Here is an 18,984-nt window from a genome sequence, read left to right as displayed (position 1 = left end):
CCGTCGTGCACAATCCGATCGACCGTTCCGGCCACGGGCACTACCGTCGGGAGCAGGACCCGCCCCGACGACGCGCGCCCGACCCATGCCCCGGACCGGCGCCCCGCACGAGCCCCGGCCCGAGGTCGCTCCCGGCCGCCGCCTCCTGTCGGCCGCGCTCCCTTGACCCGAAGAGGACATCGTGCTGATCCGACTGCTGCGCGCACATCTGCGCCCCTACGCCAAGCCGATCGGCCTGGTGGTGCTGCTGCAACTGGTCCAGACCCTCGCCACCCTCTACCTGCCGACCCTCAACGCCGACCTGATCAACCACGGCGTGGTCGAGGGCGACACCGGCTACATCCTGCGCGTCGGCGGCGCGATGATCGGCGTCACCCTGGTCCAGATCGTCTGCGCCGCGGTGGCCGTGTACTTCGGTGCCCGCATCGCCATGGGCGTGGGCCGCGACATCCGCTCCGCCGTGTTCGACCGGGTGCAGACCTTCTCCGCGCGCGAGGTCGGCCGGTTCGGCGCCCCGTCGTTGATCACCCGCACCACCAACGACGTGCAACAGGTCCAGATGCTGGCGCTGTTGTCGCTGACCCTGATGGTGTCCGCGCCGATCATGTGCTTCGGCGGCATCCTGATGGCGGTCAACCAGGACGTCCCGATGTCCCTGCTGTTCCTGCTGATCGTGCCCGCGCTGATCCTCGCCGTGGGGTGGATCGTACGGGCGATGCCGCCGCTGTTTCGCACGCTGCAGGGCCGGATCGACAACGTGAACCGGATCATGCGCGAGCAGATCACCGGCATCCGGGTGATCCGCGCGTTCGGCCGCGACGGCCACGAACAGGCCCGCTACGCGGACGCCAACGCGGACATCCGCGACGTGTCGCTCTCCGTCGGCCGGCTGATGGCGTTCATGTATCCCTCGGTCCTGCTCGTGTGGGAGACCTCGGCGATCGTCATCGTGTGGATTGGCGGACACCGGATCGGCGACGGGTCGATGGACATCGGCGCACTGGTCGCCTTCCTCAGCTACCTGATGCAGATCCTGACCTCGGTCATGATGGCCACCTTCATGACCATGATGATCCCGCGCGCGGCGGTGTGCGCCGACCGGATCACCGAGGTCCTGGACACCGAGACCAGCCTGACCGTGTCGAAGGCACCGGTGACCGCGCTGCACGCGCACGGCCGGCTCGAACTGCGCGACGTGAGCTTTTGCTACCCCGGCGCGGAGGAGCCGGTACTGCGCGGCATCGACCTGATCGCCCGGCCCGGCGAGACCACCGCGGTGATCGGCAGCACCGGCGCGGGCAAGACCACGCTGCTCGGACTGATTCCGCGCCTGCTGGACGTGACCGGCGGCTCGGTGCTGATCGGCGGTGTGGACACCCGCGAACTCGAGGCCGGGCTGCTGTCGCGCACGGTGGGCCTGGTCCCGCAGAAGCCGTACCTGTTCTCCGGCACCGTCGCCTCCAACCTGCGCTACGGCAATCCGGACGCCACCGACGAGGAGTTGTGGCGGGCCCTGGAGATCGCCCAGGCCCGCGACTTCGTCGAGGCCCTGCCCGAGAAGCTGGACGCGCCGATCGCCCAGGGCGGCGGCAACGTCTCCGGCGGCCAGCGGCAACGCCTGGCGATCGCCCGGCTGTTGGTGGTCAAACCGGAGATCTACCTGTTCGACGACTCGTTCTCCGCGCTCGACTACGCCACCGACGCGGCGCTGCGCGCGGCGCTGCTCGCGGAAACCGCCGAGGCCACCGTGGTGATCGTGGCCCAGCGGGTGGCCACCATCCGGCACGCGGACCGGATCGTGGTGCTGGACGAGGGCCGTGTGGTCGGCACCGGCACCCACGCCGAGTTGATGGCCGACAACGACACCTACCGCGAGATCGTGCTGTCCCAGCTCACCGAGGAGGAGGCGGCGTGACCACCACCGACGAGGGCACCGGCCCGCGCGAGACCGAGACCGAGAGCGACACCGGGACCGAGGCCGCCGTCCCCGCCCGCCGCCCGGGACCGCAGGCCGGCGGTGGGCCGATGACGCGGATGATCGGCGGCCCACCCGTCGAGAAGTCGATGCACTTCAAGGCCAGCAGTCGGCGACTGCTGCGCATGATGGCCCCCGAGCGCGCCCGGCTGTACGCACTGCTGTTCTGCGGCATCGCGGGCGTCGGCCTGTCGGTGCTCACCCCCCGGCTGCTCGGCAAGGCCACCGACACGATCTTCACCGGCGCGGGCCGCGGCGGAGGCATCGACTACGACCACGTCCGCGACATCCTGCTCGTCACCTTCGCCGTGGTGGCCGGCTCGGTGCTGTTCGCCTTCCTCCAGGGCCGACTGACCGCGACCATCGTGCAGCGCACCACCTACCGGCTCCGCGAGCAGGCCGAGACCAAACTGTCCCGGCTGCCGCTGAACTACTTCGACAAGCAGCCCCGGGGCGAGGTGCTCTCGCGCACCACCAACGACATCGACAACATCGCCCAGACCCTCCAGCAGGCGATGGGCCAGATCGTGCGCTCGCTGCTGACCATCGTCGGCGTGCTGGTGATGATGTTCTGGATCTCCCCGCTGCTCGCGCTGGTCGCGCTGATCAGCGTGCCCACCTCGATCCTGGTCACCGTGGTGATCGGCAAGCGCGCCCAGCCGCAGTTCGTCAAGCAGTGGTCGAGCACCGGCAAGCTCAACGCGCACATCGAGGAGATGTACACCGGCCACGCGCTGGTCAAGGTGTTCGGCCGGCAGAAGGAGTCCGCCGAGGTCTTCGACAAGCACAACGAGGCGCTGTACACGGCCGGGTTCAAGGCCCAGTTCATCTCCGGCCTGATCCAGCCGGCGATGTCCTTCGTGGGCAACCTCAACTACGTGCTGGTCGCGGTGATCGGCGGGCTGCGGGTGTCCTCGGGCGCGATGACACTCGGCGACATCCAGGCGTTCATCCAGTACTCGTACGAGTTCAACGGACCCGTCACCCAGGTCGCCGCGATGTCCAACCTGCTCCAGTCCGGGGTGGCCTCGGCGGAGCGGGTGTTCGCGCTGCTCGACGCCAAGGAGCAGTCCCCCGACCCGGAGCCGGCCGTACGCCTGGAGAAGGTGACCGGGCACGTCGCCTTCGAGGGGGTCTCCTTCCGCTACGAGCCGACCAAGCCGCTGATCGAGAACCTGGACCTGGAGGTGCACCCGGGCCAGACGGTGGCCATCGTCGGGCCGACCGGCGCGGGCAAGACCACGCTGGTGAACCTGCTGATGCGGTTCTACGAGGTCACCGAGGGACGGATCACCGTCGACGGTGTGGACATCGCCACGATGACCCGCGAGGACCTGCGCGCGCCGATCGGGATGGTGCTCCAGGACACGTGGCTGATCGGCGGCACGATCGCGGACAACATCGCGTACGGCGTCGGCGACGTCTCGCGCGAGCGCATCGTCGAGGCGGCCCGGGCCACCCACGCCGACCGCTTCGTGCGCACCCTGCCCGACGGATACGACACCGTGCTCGACGACGAAGCCGGCAACCTCAGCGCCGGCGAGAGGCAACTGCTCACCATCGCCAGGGCGTTCCTGACCGAGCCGCAGATCCTGGTGCTCGACGAGGCGACCAGTTCGGTGGACACCCGCACCGAGGTGCTGATCCAGAAGGCGATGAACTCGCTGCGCCGGGGCCGGACCAGCTTCGTGATCGCGCACCGGTTGTCCACGATCCGCGACGCGGACGTGATCCTGGTGATGGAGTCGGGATCGATCGTCGAACAGGGCACGCACGAGGCGCTGTTGGCCTCGGACGGCGCCTATGCCCGGCTGTACGCGTCGCAGTTCGCCCAACCGGCGGCGGAAGTCCTGTAGTCCTGTAGTCCTGTGACCCGGTGGGCGGTCCGGTGCCGGTGGGTCAGGCGCCGGGCCGCCTGGCGGGTTCGGGGGCGGCCGGGGCGGCCGCGCCGCGGCCGCCGGACAGCACCAGGCCGACCAGGAGTTGGCCGACGGCGGTGACCACGAGGGCCGCCATCGGCACCGTCCAGCCGCCGGTGGCGCCGTGCATCAGGCCGAGCGCGAACGGGCCGGTCGCGGCGACCCCGTAGCCGAGCGATTGGGCCAGCGTGGACAGCGCGGTCGTCTCGACGGCGCCGGCGCCACTGCCGCCGATCACCGAGAGCACCAGCGGGAACGAGCAGAAGCCCACCCCGACCGCCACCGCCCACACCACCGGCGCCGCGACCGGCGCGATCAGCAGGCCGGTGAAGCCGATCAGCATGCTCACCGAGACCAGCACGAACGCCGGCCGCAGCCGCCCGGTGGCCCGCACGAACGCGAGCAGCGCGAACGTGGCCGGGATACCCGCACCCTGCGTGATCGCCAACATCGCACCCGCGCCGCCGTGGCTCATCCCCCGGTCCGACAGCAGCGTGGGCAACCACCCCACCAGCGCATAGCAGTTCAACGCCTGCAACGCGAAGTAGGCGGTGACCAGGCGGCCCAGGCGGGTGCGCGCCATCGCCCACGGCGACACGTGCCCCGGGGCCCCGGTGCCGCCGGCCGCCGCGTGCGGGGCGCGGACCAGCGACCACACGAGCAGCGCCGCCACCGCCGGGATCGCCCACACGGCCAGGCCCAGCGAGGGCGAGTCGAGCCCATCGGCCACCGGCACGGCCACCGCCGCGGCCAAGGTCGCGCCGAGCGCCATCACCGTGGTGTACACCCCGGTCAGCACCGACACGCGGTGCGGGAAGTGTCCGCGCAGCAGGGCGGGCAGCAGCACATTGCCCACGGCCAGCCCCGACATGCCCACGACGGTGCCGGTCAGCAGCGCCCAGGTGGCCGGCACCATCCGCAGGCCCAGCCCGGCGGCGAGCGCGACCAGCGCGACCAGGACCGCGTGCTCCGTGCCGAACCGGCGGGCCAGCGGCGAGGCGGTCAGCCCGGCGGCGGCGAAGCACAGGGTCGGCAGGGTGGGCAGCAGCGATGCGGTCACCGAGCCGAAGCCCAGCGTGTCGCGCAGCGCCTCCAGGAGCGCCGCCGCGCTGCTGATGCCGAGCCGCAGGTTGAACGCGATCAGCACGATGCCCACACCGGCCAGCCACGCGGCCCGCCGACGGGCGGCCGAATCGGCGGCGGCGGTCGGCGCCGCGAGCGAGGTGGGGGTGGGGGCGGCGGAAGTCATGGGTCAAAGGTAAGACGTCTGATGAATCCTGTCCAGGTGACGTCCGATCATCGGACGTGTGCGGAGGTATCCTGAGGTCCGGCGACGGTATCGGGGCCGGTCGTCGGATTCCCGTCGTCGCCCGAGGGGCGGCCGTCCCGCCGGCCGCCGAAGTCCCAGGTCAGGAGCCCGCGCGCGATGAGCAGTCTCGAATCCGTGCGCCGGCCGGCGTTGTCCGCCGAGGTGATCGCCCGGCTGCGCGAGCGGATCACCTCCGGTGACTGGCCGGTCGGCGGCCGCATCCCCGCCGAGCCCGAACTGATGACCCAGCTCCAGGTGGCCCGGGGCACGCTGCGCGAGGCGGTGCGCGCGCTCGCTCACGCGGGCCTGCTCGACGTGCGCCAGGGCGACGGCACGTACGTCCGCGCGGTCAGCGAACTCTCCGGCGCGGTCGAACGCCTCTACGGCGGCAGCGACATCGGCCAGGTCCTGGAGGTCCGCCAGGCGCTCGACCTCCAGGCCGCCCGGCTCGCCGCGATCCGCGCCGAGGAGGGTGACCTGGCCGCGCTCGACGACGCGCTGCGCCGGCGCCGGGCGGCGTGGGACGCGCGCGACTTCGACGCGTGGATCGCCGCCGACTGGGAGTTCCACCTGGGCGTCGCCGACGCCGCGCACAATCCGCTGCTGGCCGAGCTGTACCGCAACCTGTCCGGCCCGGTGCGGGCCTCGGTGGCCGACTCCTGGACCGACCCGGGCTACCAGGGCGCGGCCCCGGCCGGCCACGAGGACCTGCTCCGCGCGCTGCGCGACCGCGACCCGGCCGAGGCGGCGCGCCAGGCCGATGCCAACCTGACCGACACCCACGACTGGCACGCGGTGCGCTCGACGAACCACCCGGCGCCGCAGGCGAGTCGCCCGGAGGCGGAGCCGCGGCGTTAGGCTCGACGGTCATGATCTCCGAAGACTCCTCGCCCCGGTCGAGCCCGGCCGGCCCGGGGGAATCGCTGGCCACGGTGCAGCGTTCGCTGGGCGATCCGAGTGTCGAGTTTCCGCTGTGGCCGCCGCTGGTGTCCGGGTGTCCGGTGACGAGCACCGACGAGGTCGCCTATCCGGTCGAGGTGGACTACGCCTACGATCGGGTCCGGCCGGAGCTGTTCGCGCCGGGTGGCCCGCGCGCCGGACTGGCCCGCTGGGCACCGCTGTTGCCACCGCTGCTCGGGTCCGGTCTGGGCGAGGGCGACACGCCGCTGATCGAGCTCGGCGACGGGGTGTACGTCAAGGACGAGTCGCGCAACCCCACCTGGAGCCACAAGGACCGGATCAACCGCTGTACGGTCTCCGCCGCGCTCGCCGTGGGCGCGCCCGGCGTCGTGGTGTCCTCCTCCGGCAACCACGGCGCGTCCGCGGCGGCCTTCGCCGCCCGGGCCGGGCTGCCGGCGGTGGTGTTGGCGTCCTCGGACGCGCCGCCGGCGGTGCACTCGTTCCTGGAGGCGTACGGCGCGAACGTGCTGCCCGTACCGGCCGAGGCGCGGTGGGGGCTGATGCGCGAGATCGTCGACCGGCTCGGCTTCCATCCGCTGAGCAACCTCACCACCACGCACACCGGCCACGCCTTCGGCCCCGAGGGCTACAAGACCATCGCGTACGAGATCCACGCCGAACTCGGCACCCCGGCGGCGGTGTTCGTCCCGACCGGCTACGGCGAGCTGCTGTTCGGGGTGTGGAAGGGCTTCGCCGAACTGCGCCGCCTCGGCCTGACCGACCGCACACCCCGGCTCTTCTCGTGCGAGCCGGCCGCCGGCGGACCCCTGGCCGCGGCGGTGCGGGCGGGCCTGCCGGCCGCACACGTCCCGGTCGGCCGGACCACCGCGTACGCGATCGACTGCCCCGTCGGCGGCTACCGGGGCGTCCTGGCCCTGGAACACGACGAACGGCGGGCCCTGCTCCTCACCGACGCCCAACTGGCGGCGGCCCGCGCGGAGTTGAGCCGCCAGGGCATCTGGGTGGAAACCTCGGCCGCGGCGGGCCTGGCGGGCCTGCGGGCACACGGGCCGATCGACGGCCCGGTGGTCTGCGTGACCACGTCCAGCGGCTTCAAGGACCTCGACGTCGGCACCCACCGACCGGACCCCGTGGAGCCGACGTGGGCGGGGGTCGAGGCCCGCCTGCGGGCGGCGGGAATCGCGGCGTAACGGCGGCGGCGCCGGGGCCGGGTCAGCCCGTCGGCACACGCTCGCCCGCGCGCAGGACGCGGAACACGTGCTCCACGGTGGACTGCTTCTCGCCGACCGGGGCCACGTAGTCGATCGCCGCCCGGGCCGCCGCCTCGCCCAGTGTGCGGGAGATCGTCCAGGCGGCCAGATACTGCGAGGCCATGCAGCCGCCGGCGGTGGCGATCGGGCCGGACGCGTGGAACGGGGCATCCAGAACCTCGACACCGGCCGCCTCGACCCACGGCCGGGAGGTGGCGTCGGTACAGGCGGGCAGGTCGGTCAGCAGGCCGAGTCGGGCCAGGACCAGGGCACCGGAGCACTGGGAGCCGACGAGTTGCCGGCCGGGGTCGAGCGGCAGACTCGCGAGCAGCGTGTCGTCGGCGACCACGTCGCGGGTCCTGATGCCGCTGCCGATCAACACCACGTCGGCCTCGGGGATGAAGTCGAACGCGCGTTGCCCGGTGATCTCCACGCCGTTCATCGAGGTGACCGTCGGCGTGGGCGTGGTGATGTATGCCGTCAGACCGTCGTGTCGACAGCGGTTGACGATGGCCGCCGCCACGAAGCTGTCCAGTTCGTTGAAGCCGTCGAAGGTGACCACGGCAACCTGTGTCATCGACCCATCCCCGTTCGCATCGTGGTACCCACACTCTCCCGGCAGGCTACGCCTCGACGGCCCGTACACCCCCACGACCCCACGGCGGTCGAGCGCGCCCCCTACACGGTCCCCATCCGCCGAGTCACCGCGATCTCGATCACCACCCGCTCCGGATTCACCCTCGGCTCGCGATAGCGCTCGGTGTACCGCCGCACCGCCTCGGCGACGGCCTCCGGATCACGGTTGACCGTCGCGATCCCCTCCAGCGTGGACCAGCGCCGCCCGGCGACCTGGGAGAGCGAGACGCGGGCGCCCGCAGCCGCCGCGAGCACGTTGCGGACCTTCTTGCTCGCGCCGTGCGAGATGACCCGGGCGATCCCGGACACGTCGTCGTACGTGGCGCCGACGGGCACCTGGTGCGGCGTGCCGTCGGGGCGATGGGTGACCAGCAGGCACAGGTGTCGTTCCCGCCAGAAGTCCCGGAAATCCGCGGTGATGGTCGGCGGAACGTGCAACGTCATCGAAATCAGGTCTTTCACGATCGAACCGGCCGAATCCGGCGAAGCCGTCCCGACCCCACCGCCCAGCAGTATGCCGCCCACCGCATGGGCCCGCGCCCGGGGTGGGCCCGCACGGCCATACGACGCGGCCTCAGTCCGTTCGGTAGACCTCCGACATCGCCTGGGCCTGCGCGTACGTCGGCGCGTCGCCCGCCGTCGCCTCCCCGTCGCGGGCGACCGACCACGCCAGGTCCACCGCGCTCTGCACCGCGACCCGGAACAGCAGCGACCCCGTGCTGATCCGCCGCACGCCGAGCTGCGCGAGGCGGGCCCGGGACAGGCCGGTGGGGCTGTAGAGGATGTTCAACGGCGCGTCGGTGGCGCCCACCAGCTTCTCGATCACGGCCTCGTCCTGGACACCCGGTACGAACACGCCGTCGGCTCCCGCCGCCCGGTAGGCCCGGATCCGCCGCACCGTCTCGTCGAGCGAGGCGCCCGGGCCGCCCACCCAGTACGTATCCGTGCGCGCGTTGACGAACAGCGTCGGCGCGGCCTGCTTGATCGCGGCGATCACCGCGACCTGGTGGTCCGCGTCGGTCAGCGTCCCGTCGGCCCGCCCGTCCTCGATGTTGATCCCCGCCACCCCGGCCCGCACCAGCTCGGCGCCCAACGCCGCGACGTCCTCCGGGCGCTCGGCGAAGCCGCCCTCGACGTCGACGCTGACCGGCACCGGCAACCGCGCGATCCCGACCCCCAGGCGCATCGTCTCCTCGCGCGTGCCGCCGACCCCGTCGGGCTTGCCCACCGCGATCGCGACGCCCAGACTCGTCGTCCCGATCGCCGGGAACCCGCGCTCGACCAGCGCCGCCGCCGAAGCGTGGTCCCACGCGTTCGGCAACACCAGCGGCGTGCCGGCCCGATGCAGGGCCAGGAATTCCGCGTAACGATCGGCGTTGGCGGCCTGGTTCACAGTACTCATCGAGCATGCCCTCCGGATCGACGACGACCGCCCGATCGCGGCCGGCCCCGATGATCCTCCCCCACCTCCCCGGGTCCCGATAGCCGAAATCCCGGCCCGCCCCCCGAACCCGCCGCCCACCTGCGGTAGCGTCCCGGCGAGAAGGTCGGAGGCCCCATGCTGCTGCACGAGATCCTGGTCGCCGCGGCTCGGGAGGTACCCGATCGCACCGCGCTGATCGTCCCCGGACACCCGTTCCGCACCACAGCGGCCGCGGCGATCGCCGACCCGCCCACGACGTCCTGGACGTTCGCCGAGCTGGCCGCCCGCTCCCGAGCCCTGGCCACGACCGCGGCCGAGCGCACGTCGCCCGGCGCCCGGGTCGGGATCCTCGCGCACAATCGGGCCGAGTACGTCGCCGCCTACTACGGCGTCCCGTGGGCCGGGCGCGTCCTGGTCCCGCTCAACCCCCGGCTGCACCCGCGTGAATGGGCCGACCAACTCGCCCGCTCCGGCGCGGAACTGCTCCTCGGCGACGCCGATCTGCTGGCGACACTCGCGTGGCCGGGCGGCCCGAGCCTGGAACTGGCCGCGGCCGTCACCGCCGAGCACACCGGTGCCGGCGACCCGCGGGCCGACGCCGCCTTCGCCCCCGCCGCCGACGAATCCGCCCTAACCTGGCTGCTGTTCACCTCCGGCACCACCGGCCGGCCCAAGGGCGTCCGGCTCACCCACCGCAGCCTGACCGCGGCCATGCGCGCCTCGCTGGCCTGCCGCCCCGTCGACCCGGACACCGTCGTACTGACCCCCTTTCCGCTCGCGCACGTGGCCGGCTACCAGGTGTTGGCACACCACCTGGCCCGCCGCCCGGTGGTCGTGCTGCGCCGCTATCTCCCGGCCGAACTGGCCGCCGTGGCCCGCGAGTTCGAGGTAACCAGCCTGTCCCTGGCGCCGACCATGATCGACGCGCTCCTCGACCACGTGCGAGAGGGCGACGGGTTGCGCGAGCGCATCCGCTCGATCAGCTACGGCGCCTCGCCGATCACCCCCGAGCTGATCCGCCGGGTCGACGGCCTGCTCGACTGCGGCCTGGGGCAGGGGTACGGGATGACCGAGTTGTCGGGAAACGCGGTGTTCCTGAACGCCGCCGACCACCGCAACGCCGCGAACGATCGCCCGCACCTGTACAGCGCCGCCGGGCGCCCCGGCCCGGGAGTGGAGATCCGGATCGTCGACGACGCGGGCCGCCCGCTGCCCGCCGGCGCCGTCGGCGAGATCTCGGTCCGCTCCGAGCAGGTCGCGGACGGCTACTGGCAGGTGGACACCGGCGAGTTCGCGGCGGGCTGGTTCCGCACGGGCGACCTGGGCCGCCTCGACGCCGAGGGTTATCTGTACGTCCTGGACCGCAAGAAGGACGTGATCATCACGGGCGGCGAGAACGTCAGCGCCCGCGAGGTGGAGGCGGTCCTGCGCGAACACCCCGGCGTACGCGAGGTCGCGGTGGTCGGCGAACCCGACACCCGGTGGGGCGAACGGGTGGTCGCCGTGGTGGTCCAGGCCGCCGGACACACCGTCGACCCGGACGAGTTGGTCACGCTGTGCCGCGCGCACCTGGCCGGCTTCAAGGTCCCGCGTCGGGTGGTGTTCACCGACGCGCTGCCGGTCACCGGCACCGGCAAGATCAGCAAGCCCGCCCTGCGCGAACGCGTCGTGGAATGGAGCCGCGCCGACTCCCCGGTCGGGCCCAGGGGCTCCTGAACTACTCCGTGCCCGACGACCCCGCGTCGGCCCGCGTCGACCCCGCCTCGGGCCAGGTCCCCCGCGGCCGGATCTCGTACGCGCAGTGCGGCGCGCCGGCCACCATGTGGCTCACCCGCCGCACCTCGGTGTCCGGCAAAGCCTCGCGCAGGAACGCCAGTTCCGACGAGCACGCGGTGCCGCAGCGGATCGCCACGTCGAAGATCGCGCAGTTCTGCTCGACGATCAGCCAACCGCCGCCGTCCGCCAGCGGTCGCGCGGCGGCCAGGTAGCCGTCCTCGTCGAGGATGGCGGCGATCGCGGCCACCCGATCGGCGAGGTCGGGCGCGGTGGTCCGGGTCCGGGCGCGCTCCAGGCGCCGCTCCCGGCGCCGGTCGAACAGGCGGTCCACAAAGCCGGGTTCCTCGGCCTGCGCGGTCTCCAGGAGGTCCCCGACCAGGTCGCCGTAGCGCCGGGGGAACAGGTTCTCGCCGGCCGTGGTCAACCGGTACACGTGCTTCGGCCGGCCCGGCCCCAATCGGGCCTGCCGGTGGGTCACATACCCCTCGGCGACCAGCCCGGACAACTGCTGGCGCATGCCGCTGGCGGTCATCCCGACCGCCTCGGCCAACTCCTCCGCGCGCAGCTCGCCGGCGCCCTTGAGGCGCCGCAATATCTCCCGCCGGGTCTCGGGCAACAGTGCGAACGCGTCCTGCTCGCTCACCCCGCTCGCCTCCCTCGTTCGTCCCGAGTACCCCGAGTGCGTGTCACCTCCACCGGACGGGGCCGCACGGGAAACCCCCGCGCGGCCCCGGACCGGACGTCGTTCCTCAGGCGCCCTTGGCGGCCGAGAGGCGCGCGGCGACGTCGTCCCAGTTGAAGACGTTCCACACGGCCTTGAAGAAGTCCGCCTTGACGTTCTTGTACTGGAGGTAGAACGCGTGCTCCCACGCGTCGATCGCCAGCAGCGGCACGGTGCCCTGCGGGATGTTGCCCTGGTGGTCGTAGACCTGGGTGACCACGATGCGCTGCGACAGCGGCTCCCACGCGGCGACGGACCAGCCCGACCCCTGCACGGTCATCGCGGTCTGCGTCATGTGCGCGCGGAACTGCTCGAAGCCGCCGAAGTCGACGCCGATCTGCTCGGCCAGGTCGCCGGTGGGCTCACCGTTGCCGGTCGGGCCCAGGTTGGTCCAGAACAGGCTGTGCAGCACGTGGCCCGAGACGTGGAAGGCCAGGTCCTTCTCCAGCTTGGAGATGGTGCCGTACGCCTCCTTGTCGCGGGCGTCGGCGAGCTGCTCGAGGGCGGTGTTGGCACCGGCCACGTACGCCGCGTGGTGCTTGTCGTGGTGCAGCTCCATGATGGCGCCGCTGATGTGCGGCTCCAGGGCGGCGTAGTCGTAGGTCAGGTCGGGGAGCGTGTAGACCTTGTCGGCCACGGGAGTTCCTCCTGCGCAGTGGTTGCGGTGACAGAGTCGACCCTATGCTTCTCCCGGGAATACCGGCAAGTTAGGCAAGACTTAACTGTCCTAACCGGAAGTCCCCGGTCCACACTCGGCACACGAAGGAAACGAACGATGCGACAACAAGCCGCCGACGCCTTGGACGAAGCATTCGCACGTCTGCACCGCACCGGCTCCGAATTCGACGACAAGCTGTCCAATCACGGGCCGATGGCCGTCGAAGCCCTCGTGCACGCGGGCCAGTGGGAAGCCGTGCCCGCTTGGCTCGACTCCTACACCCGCCGGCTCGAACCGGTTTCGCGTCCCACCGAGCGCATCGCCCGCGACGCGTGGCGCGAGGCGCTGGGCGACCGCGCCCGGGACGGCGACTGGATCGCCCTGTTCACCGACGAGATCGCCGAACGGCCGTGGCGCGAGGTGCTCGCGCTGTGGTGGCCCAGGCTGCTCCCCGGACTGCCCGGCGGCGCCACCCACGGGGTGATCCGGGTCGGACACGCGGTCCGCGCCCTGCTGGACCTCGGCGAGAGCCCGGTCCGCCTTGCCGAGTTCGCCCACGCCATGGCCTACTTCGCGTCCAGCAACCAGGCCCTGCCCGAACTGCCGCGGCTCGCGGGGGGCCGCACGCCGTTCGAGGCCCTGGACGCCGTCCCGCCCCTGCCGATCGAGGAGAAGGACCACATCAGCCGCCGGCTCGACTTCCTCGCCGGATGGGACGCGTGGCTGACCCCGACCCTGTCGGTGCAGGAGGCCACGACCCCCGAGCAGGCGCAGGCGCTGCTCGCCGACACCGTGCACGCGGCCACCCTGCGCTACCTGCGCCGCGGACACGGCAGCGGGGTGATGAACGTGCACGCGGTGACCGCCCCGAGCGCGGTGTTGCGGGTGCTGCCGGCGCTGCCGCGCGAGCAGTGGATCCCCTCGTACACCACGGCCTGGGCCACCAGCAGTGCGGTCTTCGCGGTCTACTCGGGCCGCGAGGACGCGACCGGTACGCCCGCTCCCGCGCCCGATCCCGTCGAGGCCGGACAGCGTGCCCTCGCGCACGGCGACGAGCACGTGATCAAGCTCGTGGACACCGCGGTGGACGTGTTCGCCCGCTCCGGCGACACCCGCGCGCTGGCCGCCGGCACGCTCGCGGCGGAGTTGATCACGCCGGAGCACTGACCGGTCGCGCCGGGCAAGGCGACACGCCCTCGAACGGGTGAGATTCCCCCACTCGGCGCAGCCGATTGCGTTCGCTGGTGCCGCGCACACGCCGTGCGGCACCAGCGAACCATCCAGTGAACGGAGCCCCCATGCGCATCACACCGCTGCTCACCGCCGCGACGGTCGGCGCCCTGCTCGCCCTGACCCCGGCCGCACCCGCGCTCGCCGACGGCAACGCGGACACCGTCACGAGCGAGACCAGCCGCATCGGCCCGGGCGGCCCGGTCGGCATGATCGGCGAGGACGACGTGCTGCACGACCTGCGGCCGGCCGTGGTGGGTGTGCACCAGGGCATCTCCGGCGGCTTCGTGGAGGTGCCCGCACCGGTGGTCCAGGCCCCGCAGATGCCGCCCATGCCCACCTTCTGAGGCCCGCCCGCCTTCCCACGCGCACCACCCGGACGGCCGCCGCCGGCCCGAACCGCGCGGACCGGCACGCCGCGACCCGGGTCGGGCGCACCCGCTCGATCGGCGCGGTCGACAATGGCCCCATGACCGCACCGAACGCACCCCGCCCGGCGCGCCGATGGTGAGCGTACGACCGATCACCCCGACCGCCCTGGTGGACGAACTGGTCGAGGCGATCGCCCGGCGCGCCGCCGACCGGCCGTGGACCCGGGTGGCCCTGGACGGCGCGGACGCCGCCGAACCGGGCACGCTCGCCGACGCGTTGGTGGCGCCGCTGCGCCTGCGCGGGCATCCGGTGTTGCGGGTGGGGGCCCGCGACTTCCTGCGGCCTGCGTCGGTGCGCCTGGAGTACGGGCACACCGACGCCGAGTCGTACCTGTGGGGCTGGCTGGACGACGCCGGGCTGCGCCGCGAGGTGTTGGAACCGCTGGCGCCCGGCGGCACCGGGCGGGTGTTGCCGAGCCTGTGGGACGCGGCCCGGGACCGGGCCACCCGCGCCGACTACACCGTGCTGCCCGAGGGCGGGGTGCTGCTCCTGGACGGGCCGCTGCTGCTCGGCAAGGGCCTGCCGCTGGAGTTGACGGTGCATCTGTGGTTGTCCCCGGGGGCGCTGCGCCGGCGCACCCCCGCCGAGGACGCCTGGACCATCGAGGCGCTGACCCGGTACGCCGAGGAGATCGTGCCCACGACCGAGGCGGACCTGACCGTGCGCTACGACCATCCCGCGCATCCGGCGCTGGTCGAGCCGCAACGCCGCTGACCGTCGGCGCGGTCGGCCTCAGTCGACCTCGTCCGGGTCCGGGCCGAGCCGCTCGCCCCGGTCGAGCCGGCCGATCGCGTCCAGTTCGGCCGCGTCCAGGTCGAAGTCGAACACTTCGAAGTTCTCCCGGATCCGCGCGGGCGTGACCGACTTGGGGATGACGATGTTCCCCAGGTGCAGGTGCCAGCGCAGCACCACCTGGGCGGGCGATTTGCCGTGCGCGCGGGCCGCCTCGGTGATCACCGGGTCCGCCAGCAGCGCGCCGCCCTTGCCCAGCGGGCTCCACGCCTCGGTCGCGATCGCGTGCGCCCGGTCGTACGCGCGGACCCGGCCCTGCTGGAGGTAGGGGTGCAGTTCGACCTGGTTGACCGAGGGCATCACGGCGGTGTGTTCGAGCAGTCGGGTCAGGTGCTCGGGTTGGAAGTTGGACACCCCGATCGTGCGCACCCTGCCATCCGCGAGCAGCTTCTCGAACGCGCGCCAGGTGTCCAGGTAGCGGTCCCGGCTCGCCGCCGGCCAGTGGATCAGGTACATGTCCACGTAGTCCAGGCCGAGCAGCCGCGCGCTCTCCTCGAACGCGGCGAGCGTCGAGTCGTATCCCTGCTCGGTGTTCCACAACTTGGTGGTGACGAACAGTTCCTCGCGCGGGACGGAGGAGGCGGCCAGGGCCCGACCCACACCCGCCTCGTTGCCGTAGATCGCGGCGGTGTCGATGCTGCGGTAACCCACCTCGATGGCGTTCGTCACCGCGGCGGTGGCCTCGTCGTCGCCGACCTGGAAGACCCCGAAGCCGAGCTGCGGGATGGTGACGCCGTTGTTGAGGGTGACGTCGGGTACGGGGGTGGAACTCATGATGGGGACGGTCCTTCGTGATGGGGGGTGGGGATGGGGGATGGGAGGGCTCGCGGTCAGCCGGGAAGCCGGATGGGCCGAGGGGTCGCCGACTCCGGCACGCCGGAGCCACCCTGCCCGCTCTGCCCGCCGGCGGCCTCGGCCACACCGGGGAGGTGTCCGGCGACCGTGCGCGAACGGGTGGGCGTACGCCGTTCCAGCGCCCGGGCCAGTACCGCCAGGGCCAGTGCGCCGAGCGCCAGCCCGGCGCCGACCCAGTTCGCCGACGCGTAGCCGTGGCCGGCGTCGATCACCAGGCCGCCCAGCCACGCCGCGATCGCGTTGCCAAGGTTGAACGCGCCGATGTTGACTGCGGAGGCCAGGGTCGGCGCGCCGGCGGCGTTGTCCATCACCCGCTTCTGCAGCGGTGGCACGGTGGCGAAGCCGAGCGCGCCGATCAGGAACAGGGTGAGCACGGATCCGACCCGGTCGTGCGCCGTCACGGTGAACAGAGCCAGGACGCCGGCGAGCGCGATCAGCGAGCCGAACAGCAGCGACATCGGGTGCCGGTCGGCCAGCCGGCCGCCCACCGCGTTGCCGACCATCATGCCCAGGCCGACCACCACGAGCAGCCACGTGACGGCGCCCTCGGAGAAGCCCGCGACGTCGGTCATCATCGGCTTGACGTAGGTGAGCGCGGCGAAGACCCCGCCGAAGCCGAGCACCGTCATGCCCATCGCGAGCAGTACCTGGACGTTGCGGAACACCGCGAGTTCGTGCCGTAGGTGTACACCCTCGGGCCGGGGTTGTTCGGGCACCAGGCGGGCGATGCCCACGGCGCCGAGCACGCCGACCGCGGCGACCAGGAGGAAGGTCAGCCGCCAGCTCACCGACTGCCCGATCAGCGTGCCCAGCGGCACGCCCACCACGTTGGCCAGCGTCAGGCCGGTGAACATGGTGGACAGCGCCGCCGCCTTGCGGTCCGGCGCGACCAGGTCGGCGGCGACCACGGAGCCGATCCCGAAGAACGCGCCGTGGGTGAAGGACGCCACTACCCGGCCGAGCAGGATCACCCCGAAGGCCGGGGCGAGCGCGGTCAGCACGTTGCCGAGCACGAACAGACCCATCAGCAGGATCAGCATGCGTTTGCGGGAGACCCGGGTGCCCAGGACGGTCATCAACGGGGCACCGAGGAGCACGCCGATCGCGTATCCGCTGACCAGGAGGCCCGCAGTGGTGATCGAGACCTCGAAGGTGCCGGCGACCTCGGGCAACAGGCCCAGGATGACGAACTCGGTGGTTCCGATGCCGAAGGCTCCGATGGCCAGGGCCAACAGTGCGAGAGGCACGACGTACCCCTTTCCGGGGAGAGCGTGTGGACGGTCGGCGGGGAAGGCCCCGCGAAACCTTGCAGGAACGACTTACGAGCGTCGACAATAATTGCAGACGCCGATCCATGCAAACGCGGGCTATTTCGATTCGGGGGTATCCTCGGGCCATGGGACAACAGAGGCAGGCGATCCAACCGAGGCTGGCGCAGGGCTGGTGCGCGCTCGCCGCGCTGCACAATCGACTCGAGGCGCACATCGAGCGCGCGCTGCAGAGCGAACACGACCTGAGCGTGCGGGAGTTCTCGGTCCTGGACGTGCTCGACCGGCAGGACGGCTTCCACCTGCGGATGAACGAACTCTCGGACGCGGTGGTACTGAGCCAGAGCGCGACCACGCGCCTGGTCACCCGGCTGGAGGAGCGCGGACTGCTCTCGCGCTATCTGTGCGACACCGACCGTCGGGGCATCTACACCGAGGTCACCGCCGCGGGCTGCACACTGCTCTCCGCCGCCCGCCCCACCCACGACCGAGCCCTGCGCGAAGCCCTCGCCAAGGCCGAGGAGCACACCGAACTGGCCCCACTGGTCGACGTGGTCAAGTCGCTCGGCGCTTAGCGCGTGGGCGCGGCACGGAACCGGGGCACATCCGGCCCGACGCCGGACGGATCGAGGCGACCCGTCCGGCGGCCAGGCGGGCCCGGGAGCGGCCGGGCCCTGTCCGGCGGACCTAGGCCAGCACGCTGGTCGGGCTTCCGGTCGCGAGCGCGACGCCGAGGGCGGTGAGCCGGCCCGTGCCCGGGTCGCAGCGGAATGCGGTGATCGTGTCGCCGCGCTGGTTCGCCACGTACAACACGTCGCCGACCAGGGTCAGATCACGCGGCCAGGCCCCGCCCGTCGGGATCTCCTCGACCAGGGACAACTCCGTGCCGTCGACGGCGAGCACCGAGATCGTGTCCGGCCCCCGGTTGGCCGCGTACACGAAGCGCCCGTCCGCCGAGGCCACGATCCCCGACGGCGCGCCTTCGCCGCCGGACAACACGAACGGCTTGCCCGCCACGGTCAGCGCCCCCGTCCGCGGATCGCCGCGCAGCGGGGTGACCGTCGTGTTCAACTCCCCCGCCAGCCAGGCCAGGTCCTTCGGCCCGTACGCGATGTGCCGAGGCCCGGTCCCCGGCGGCAGGGTCACCTTCGGCCCCTCGGCGATCGTCCCCGCCTCGGCGTCGAAGTTCAGGTGGTACACGGTGTCCGAACCGAGGTCACACACCACCAGCCACCCGCCGCCGGCGGCGAACGTCACCTGGTGCGCGTGCGAGGACGCCTGTCGGTCCGCCACCGGCCCGGACCCGGTCAGCCGTACGTGCGTGGCGGCCTCGCCGAGCGTGCCGTCGTCGGCGATCGGGTGCACGGTCACACTGCCGCCGCCGTAGTTGGCCACCACCACGAACCGCCCCGTGGGGTCGGCCGCCAGATGACACGGTCCGGCGCCGAGCGTGGAGACCTCGCCCAGCGGCACGAGCCGTTCGTCCTGCACCGAGTACGCGCCGACCGCGCCCTCGCCGGCCCGCTCGCTGACCGCGTACAGGAAGCGGCCCGAGGGGTGCCGGGTCAGATACGACGGCGAGATCGCGGGAATGGCCGCGGACGGCGTACCGAGCAGTCCGCTCTCCGGGTCCTGCCGGCACACGGTGATGCCGGTGCCGTGCCCGTCCATGTCGGGGGTGTACGAGCCCACGTACACCAGCGGTCCGCGTCGGTCGGAAGCATTTGGTGAGGTCACACGGTTCTCCTGTGGTCCGGCCGGTGGCGGCCGATCATCGGTCGACTCCTGATCCATCGACCGAGCCGGCGACGCCGACCAC

18 protein-coding genes are annotated in these 18,984 nt (G+C 72.4%); 9 read left to right on the top strand and 9 right to left on the bottom strand.

Annotation, left to right across the window (positions count from 1 at the left end):
• Nucleotides 1-181 precede the first annotated feature (181 nt).
• Both ACMXN5_RS28900 and ACMXN5_RS28895 read left to right on the top strand, forming a co-directional pair.
• A complete protein-coding gene (locus ACMXN5_RS28900; RefSeq protein WP_395790538.1) occupies nucleotides 182-1,915 on the top strand; it encodes an ABC transporter ATP-binding protein in 1,734 nt (577 codons plus the stop codon).
• Nucleotides 1,912-3,831 carry an ABC transporter ATP-binding protein gene (locus ACMXN5_RS28895; protein ID WP_439677695.1) on the top strand — a complete coding sequence of 640 codons (1,920 nt, stop codon included), beginning with the start codon at nucleotides 1,912-1,914 and terminating at the stop codon, nucleotides 3,829-3,831. Before ACMXN5_RS28900 ends, ACMXN5_RS28895 begins: the two co-directional genes overlap by 4 nt.
• A gap of 43 nt (nucleotides 3,832-3,874) precedes the next feature.
• Here ACMXN5_RS28895 and ACMXN5_RS28890 read toward each other — a convergent pair whose 3' ends face one another.
• Entirely contained in the window at nucleotides 3,875-5,143 is a 1,269-nt protein-coding gene (locus tag ACMXN5_RS28890; protein ID WP_439677694.1) for an MFS transporter, read from the bottom strand.
• Nucleotides 5,144-5,320: 177 nt separating this feature from the next.
• Between ACMXN5_RS28890 and ACMXN5_RS28885 the strand changes: the two genes are divergently transcribed.
• A complete protein-coding gene (locus ACMXN5_RS28885; protein WP_439677693.1) occupies nucleotides 5,321-6,061 on the top strand; it encodes a FadR/GntR family transcriptional regulator in 741 nt (246 codons plus the stop codon).
• A gap of 11 nt (nucleotides 6,062-6,072) precedes the next feature.
• Nucleotides 6,073-7,314 (top strand): threonine synthase, encoded by a 1,242-nt coding sequence (locus ACMXN5_RS28880; protein WP_439677692.1) that lies wholly within the window; start codon nucleotides 6,073-6,075, stop codon nucleotides 7,312-7,314.
• A 22-nt stretch (nucleotides 7,315-7,336) separates the two neighbouring features.
• Here the strand turns inward: ACMXN5_RS28880 and ACMXN5_RS28875 are convergent, their stop codons facing one another.
• The 3 genes from ACMXN5_RS28875 to ACMXN5_RS28865 form a co-directional block, all read right to left on the bottom strand.
• Complete coding sequence (locus ACMXN5_RS28875) at nucleotides 7,337-7,951, bottom strand: DJ-1/PfpI family protein (RefSeq protein WP_439677691.1); 615 nt, start codon at nucleotides 7,949-7,951, stop codon at nucleotides 7,337-7,339.
• A 101-nt stretch (nucleotides 7,952-8,052) separates the two neighbouring features.
• A complete protein-coding gene (locus tag ACMXN5_RS28870) occupies nucleotides 8,053-8,454 on the bottom strand; it encodes a pyridoxamine 5'-phosphate oxidase family protein (RefSeq protein ID WP_439677690.1) in 402 nt (133 codons plus the stop codon).
• Between the two features lie 130 nt (nucleotides 8,455-8,584).
• Nucleotides 8,585-9,412 carry an isocitrate lyase/PEP mutase family protein gene (locus ACMXN5_RS28865; protein WP_439677689.1) on the bottom strand — a complete coding sequence of 276 codons (828 nt, stop codon included), beginning with the start codon at nucleotides 9,410-9,412 and terminating at the stop codon, nucleotides 8,585-8,587.
• A gap of 156 nt (nucleotides 9,413-9,568) precedes the next feature.
• Between ACMXN5_RS28865 and ACMXN5_RS28860 the strand changes: the two genes are divergently transcribed.
• Nucleotides 9,569-11,149, top strand: coding sequence for a class I adenylate-forming enzyme family protein (locus tag ACMXN5_RS28860; protein WP_439677688.1), 1,581 nt, complete (start codon nucleotides 9,569-9,571; stop codon nucleotides 11,147-11,149).
• Nucleotide 11,150: 1 nt separating this feature from the next.
• Here ACMXN5_RS28860 and ACMXN5_RS28855 read toward each other — a convergent pair whose 3' ends face one another.
• Both ACMXN5_RS28855 and ACMXN5_RS28850 read right to left on the bottom strand, forming a co-directional pair.
• Nucleotides 11,151-11,852: a helix-turn-helix transcriptional regulator gene (locus ACMXN5_RS28855; protein ID WP_439677687.1), complete on the bottom strand. Its 702-nt coding sequence runs from the start codon at nucleotides 11,850-11,852 to the stop codon at nucleotides 11,151-11,153.
• 106 nt (nucleotides 11,853-11,958) lie between these two features.
• Complete coding sequence (locus ACMXN5_RS28850; RefSeq protein ID WP_078974164.1) at nucleotides 11,959-12,567, bottom strand: superoxide dismutase; 609 nt, start codon at nucleotides 12,565-12,567, stop codon at nucleotides 11,959-11,961.
• A 138-nt stretch (nucleotides 12,568-12,705) separates the two neighbouring features.
• Here ACMXN5_RS28850 and ACMXN5_RS28845 point away from each other — a divergent pair, with 138 nt between their 5' ends.
• The 3 genes from ACMXN5_RS28845 to ACMXN5_RS28835 all read left to right on the top strand — a co-directional run bounded on the left by ACMXN5_RS28845 (nucleotide 12,706) and on the right by ACMXN5_RS28835 (nucleotide 14,964).
• Nucleotides 12,706-13,755 (top strand): questin oxidase family protein, encoded by a 1,050-nt coding sequence (locus tag ACMXN5_RS28845; RefSeq protein ID WP_395790558.1) that lies wholly within the window; start codon nucleotides 12,706-12,708, stop codon nucleotides 13,753-13,755.
• 131 nt (nucleotides 13,756-13,886) lie between these two features.
• The gene (locus ACMXN5_RS28840) at nucleotides 13,887-14,165 is read left to right on the top strand and encodes a hypothetical protein (protein ID WP_439677686.1); all 279 of its coding nucleotides are present in this window, start codon (nucleotides 13,887-13,889) and stop codon (nucleotides 14,163-14,165) included.
• 157 nt (nucleotides 14,166-14,322) lie between these two features.
• On the top strand, nucleotides 14,323-14,964 hold the full coding sequence (locus tag ACMXN5_RS28835) for a uridine kinase (RefSeq protein WP_439677685.1): 642 nt from the start codon (nucleotides 14,323-14,325) through the stop codon (nucleotides 14,962-14,964).
• 18 nt (nucleotides 14,965-14,982) lie between these two features.
• Here ACMXN5_RS28835 and ACMXN5_RS28830 read toward each other — a convergent pair whose 3' ends face one another.
• Both ACMXN5_RS28830 and ACMXN5_RS28825 read right to left on the bottom strand, forming a co-directional pair.
• Nucleotides 14,983-15,816, bottom strand: coding sequence for an aldo/keto reductase (locus ACMXN5_RS28830; protein ID WP_380001398.1), 834 nt, complete (start codon nucleotides 15,814-15,816; stop codon nucleotides 14,983-14,985).
• Between the two features lie 56 nt (nucleotides 15,817-15,872).
• Nucleotides 15,873-17,144 (bottom strand): MFS transporter, encoded by a 1,272-nt coding sequence (locus tag ACMXN5_RS28825; RefSeq protein WP_439677684.1) that lies wholly within the window; start codon nucleotides 17,142-17,144, stop codon nucleotides 15,873-15,875.
• A 149-nt stretch (nucleotides 17,145-17,293) separates the two neighbouring features.
• Here ACMXN5_RS28825 and ACMXN5_RS28820 point away from each other — a divergent pair, with 149 nt between their 5' ends.
• Entirely contained in the window at nucleotides 17,294-17,740 is a 447-nt protein-coding gene (locus ACMXN5_RS28820; RefSeq protein ID WP_439677683.1) for a MarR family winged helix-turn-helix transcriptional regulator, read from the top strand.
• Nucleotides 17,741-17,852: 112 nt separating this feature from the next.
• On the opposite strand, the gene ACMXN5_RS28815 is transcribed toward ACMXN5_RS28820, so the two are convergent.
• A complete protein-coding gene (locus ACMXN5_RS28815; RefSeq protein WP_439677682.1) occupies nucleotides 17,853-18,902 on the bottom strand; it encodes a lactonase family protein in 1,050 nt (349 codons plus the stop codon).
• Between the last annotated feature and the right edge of the window lie 82 nt (nucleotides 18,903-18,984).

The sequence above is a fragment of the Embleya australiensis genome (assembly GCF_051903075.1).
Classification (GTDB): domain Bacteria; phylum Actinomycetota; class Actinomycetes; order Streptomycetales; family Streptomycetaceae; genus Embleya.
The sequence above is the reverse complement of the archived record's forward strand: the minus strand, read 5'-3'. Positions and strand labels throughout refer to the sequence as shown.

What these genes read in the sequence shown, in the direction of transcription:
- ACMXN5_RS28890 (WP_439677694.1), bottom strand. Translation starts at nt 5,143, where the DNA reads ATGACTTCCGCCGCCCCCACCCCCACCTCGCTCGCGGCGCCGACCGCC.
- ACMXN5_RS28860 (WP_439677688.1), top strand. Translation starts at nt 9,569, where the DNA reads ATGCTGCTGCACGAGATCCTGGTCGCCGCGGCTCGGGAGGTACCCGAT.
- ACMXN5_RS28885 (WP_439677693.1), top strand. Translation starts at nt 5,321, where the DNA reads ATGAGCAGTCTCGAATCCGTGCGCCGGCCGGCGTTGTCCGCCGAGGTG.
- ACMXN5_RS28840 (WP_439677686.1), top strand. Translation starts at nt 13,887, where the DNA reads ATGCGCATCACACCGCTGCTCACCGCCGCGACGGTCGGCGCCCTGCTC.
- ACMXN5_RS28845 (WP_395790558.1), top strand. Translation starts at nt 12,706, where the DNA reads ATGCGACAACAAGCCGCCGACGCCTTGGACGAAGCATTCGCACGTCTG.
- ACMXN5_RS28875 (WP_439677691.1), bottom strand. Translation starts at nt 7,951, where the DNA reads ATGACACAGGTTGCCGTGGTCACCTTCGACGGCTTCAACGAACTGGAC.
- ACMXN5_RS28830 (WP_380001398.1), bottom strand. Translation starts at nt 15,816, where the DNA reads ATGAGTTCCACCCCCGTACCCGACGTCACCCTCAACAACGGCGTCACC.
- ACMXN5_RS28870 (WP_439677690.1), bottom strand. Translation starts at nt 8,454, where the DNA reads ATGACGTTGCACGTTCCGCCGACCATCACCGCGGATTTCCGGGACTTC.
- ACMXN5_RS28835 (WP_439677685.1), top strand. Translation starts at nt 14,323, where the DNA reads ATGGTGAGCGTACGACCGATCACCCCGACCGCCCTGGTGGACGAACTG.
- ACMXN5_RS28865 (WP_439677689.1), bottom strand. Translation starts at nt 9,412, where the DNA reads ATGAGTACTGTGAACCAGGCCGCCAACGCCGATCGTTACGCGGAATTC.
- ACMXN5_RS28880 (WP_439677692.1), top strand. Translation starts at nt 6,073, where the DNA reads ATGATCTCCGAAGACTCCTCGCCCCGGTCGAGCCCGGCCGGCCCGGGG.
- ACMXN5_RS28820 (WP_439677683.1), top strand. Translation starts at nt 17,294, where the DNA reads ATGGGACAACAGAGGCAGGCGATCCAACCGAGGCTGGCGCAGGGCTGG.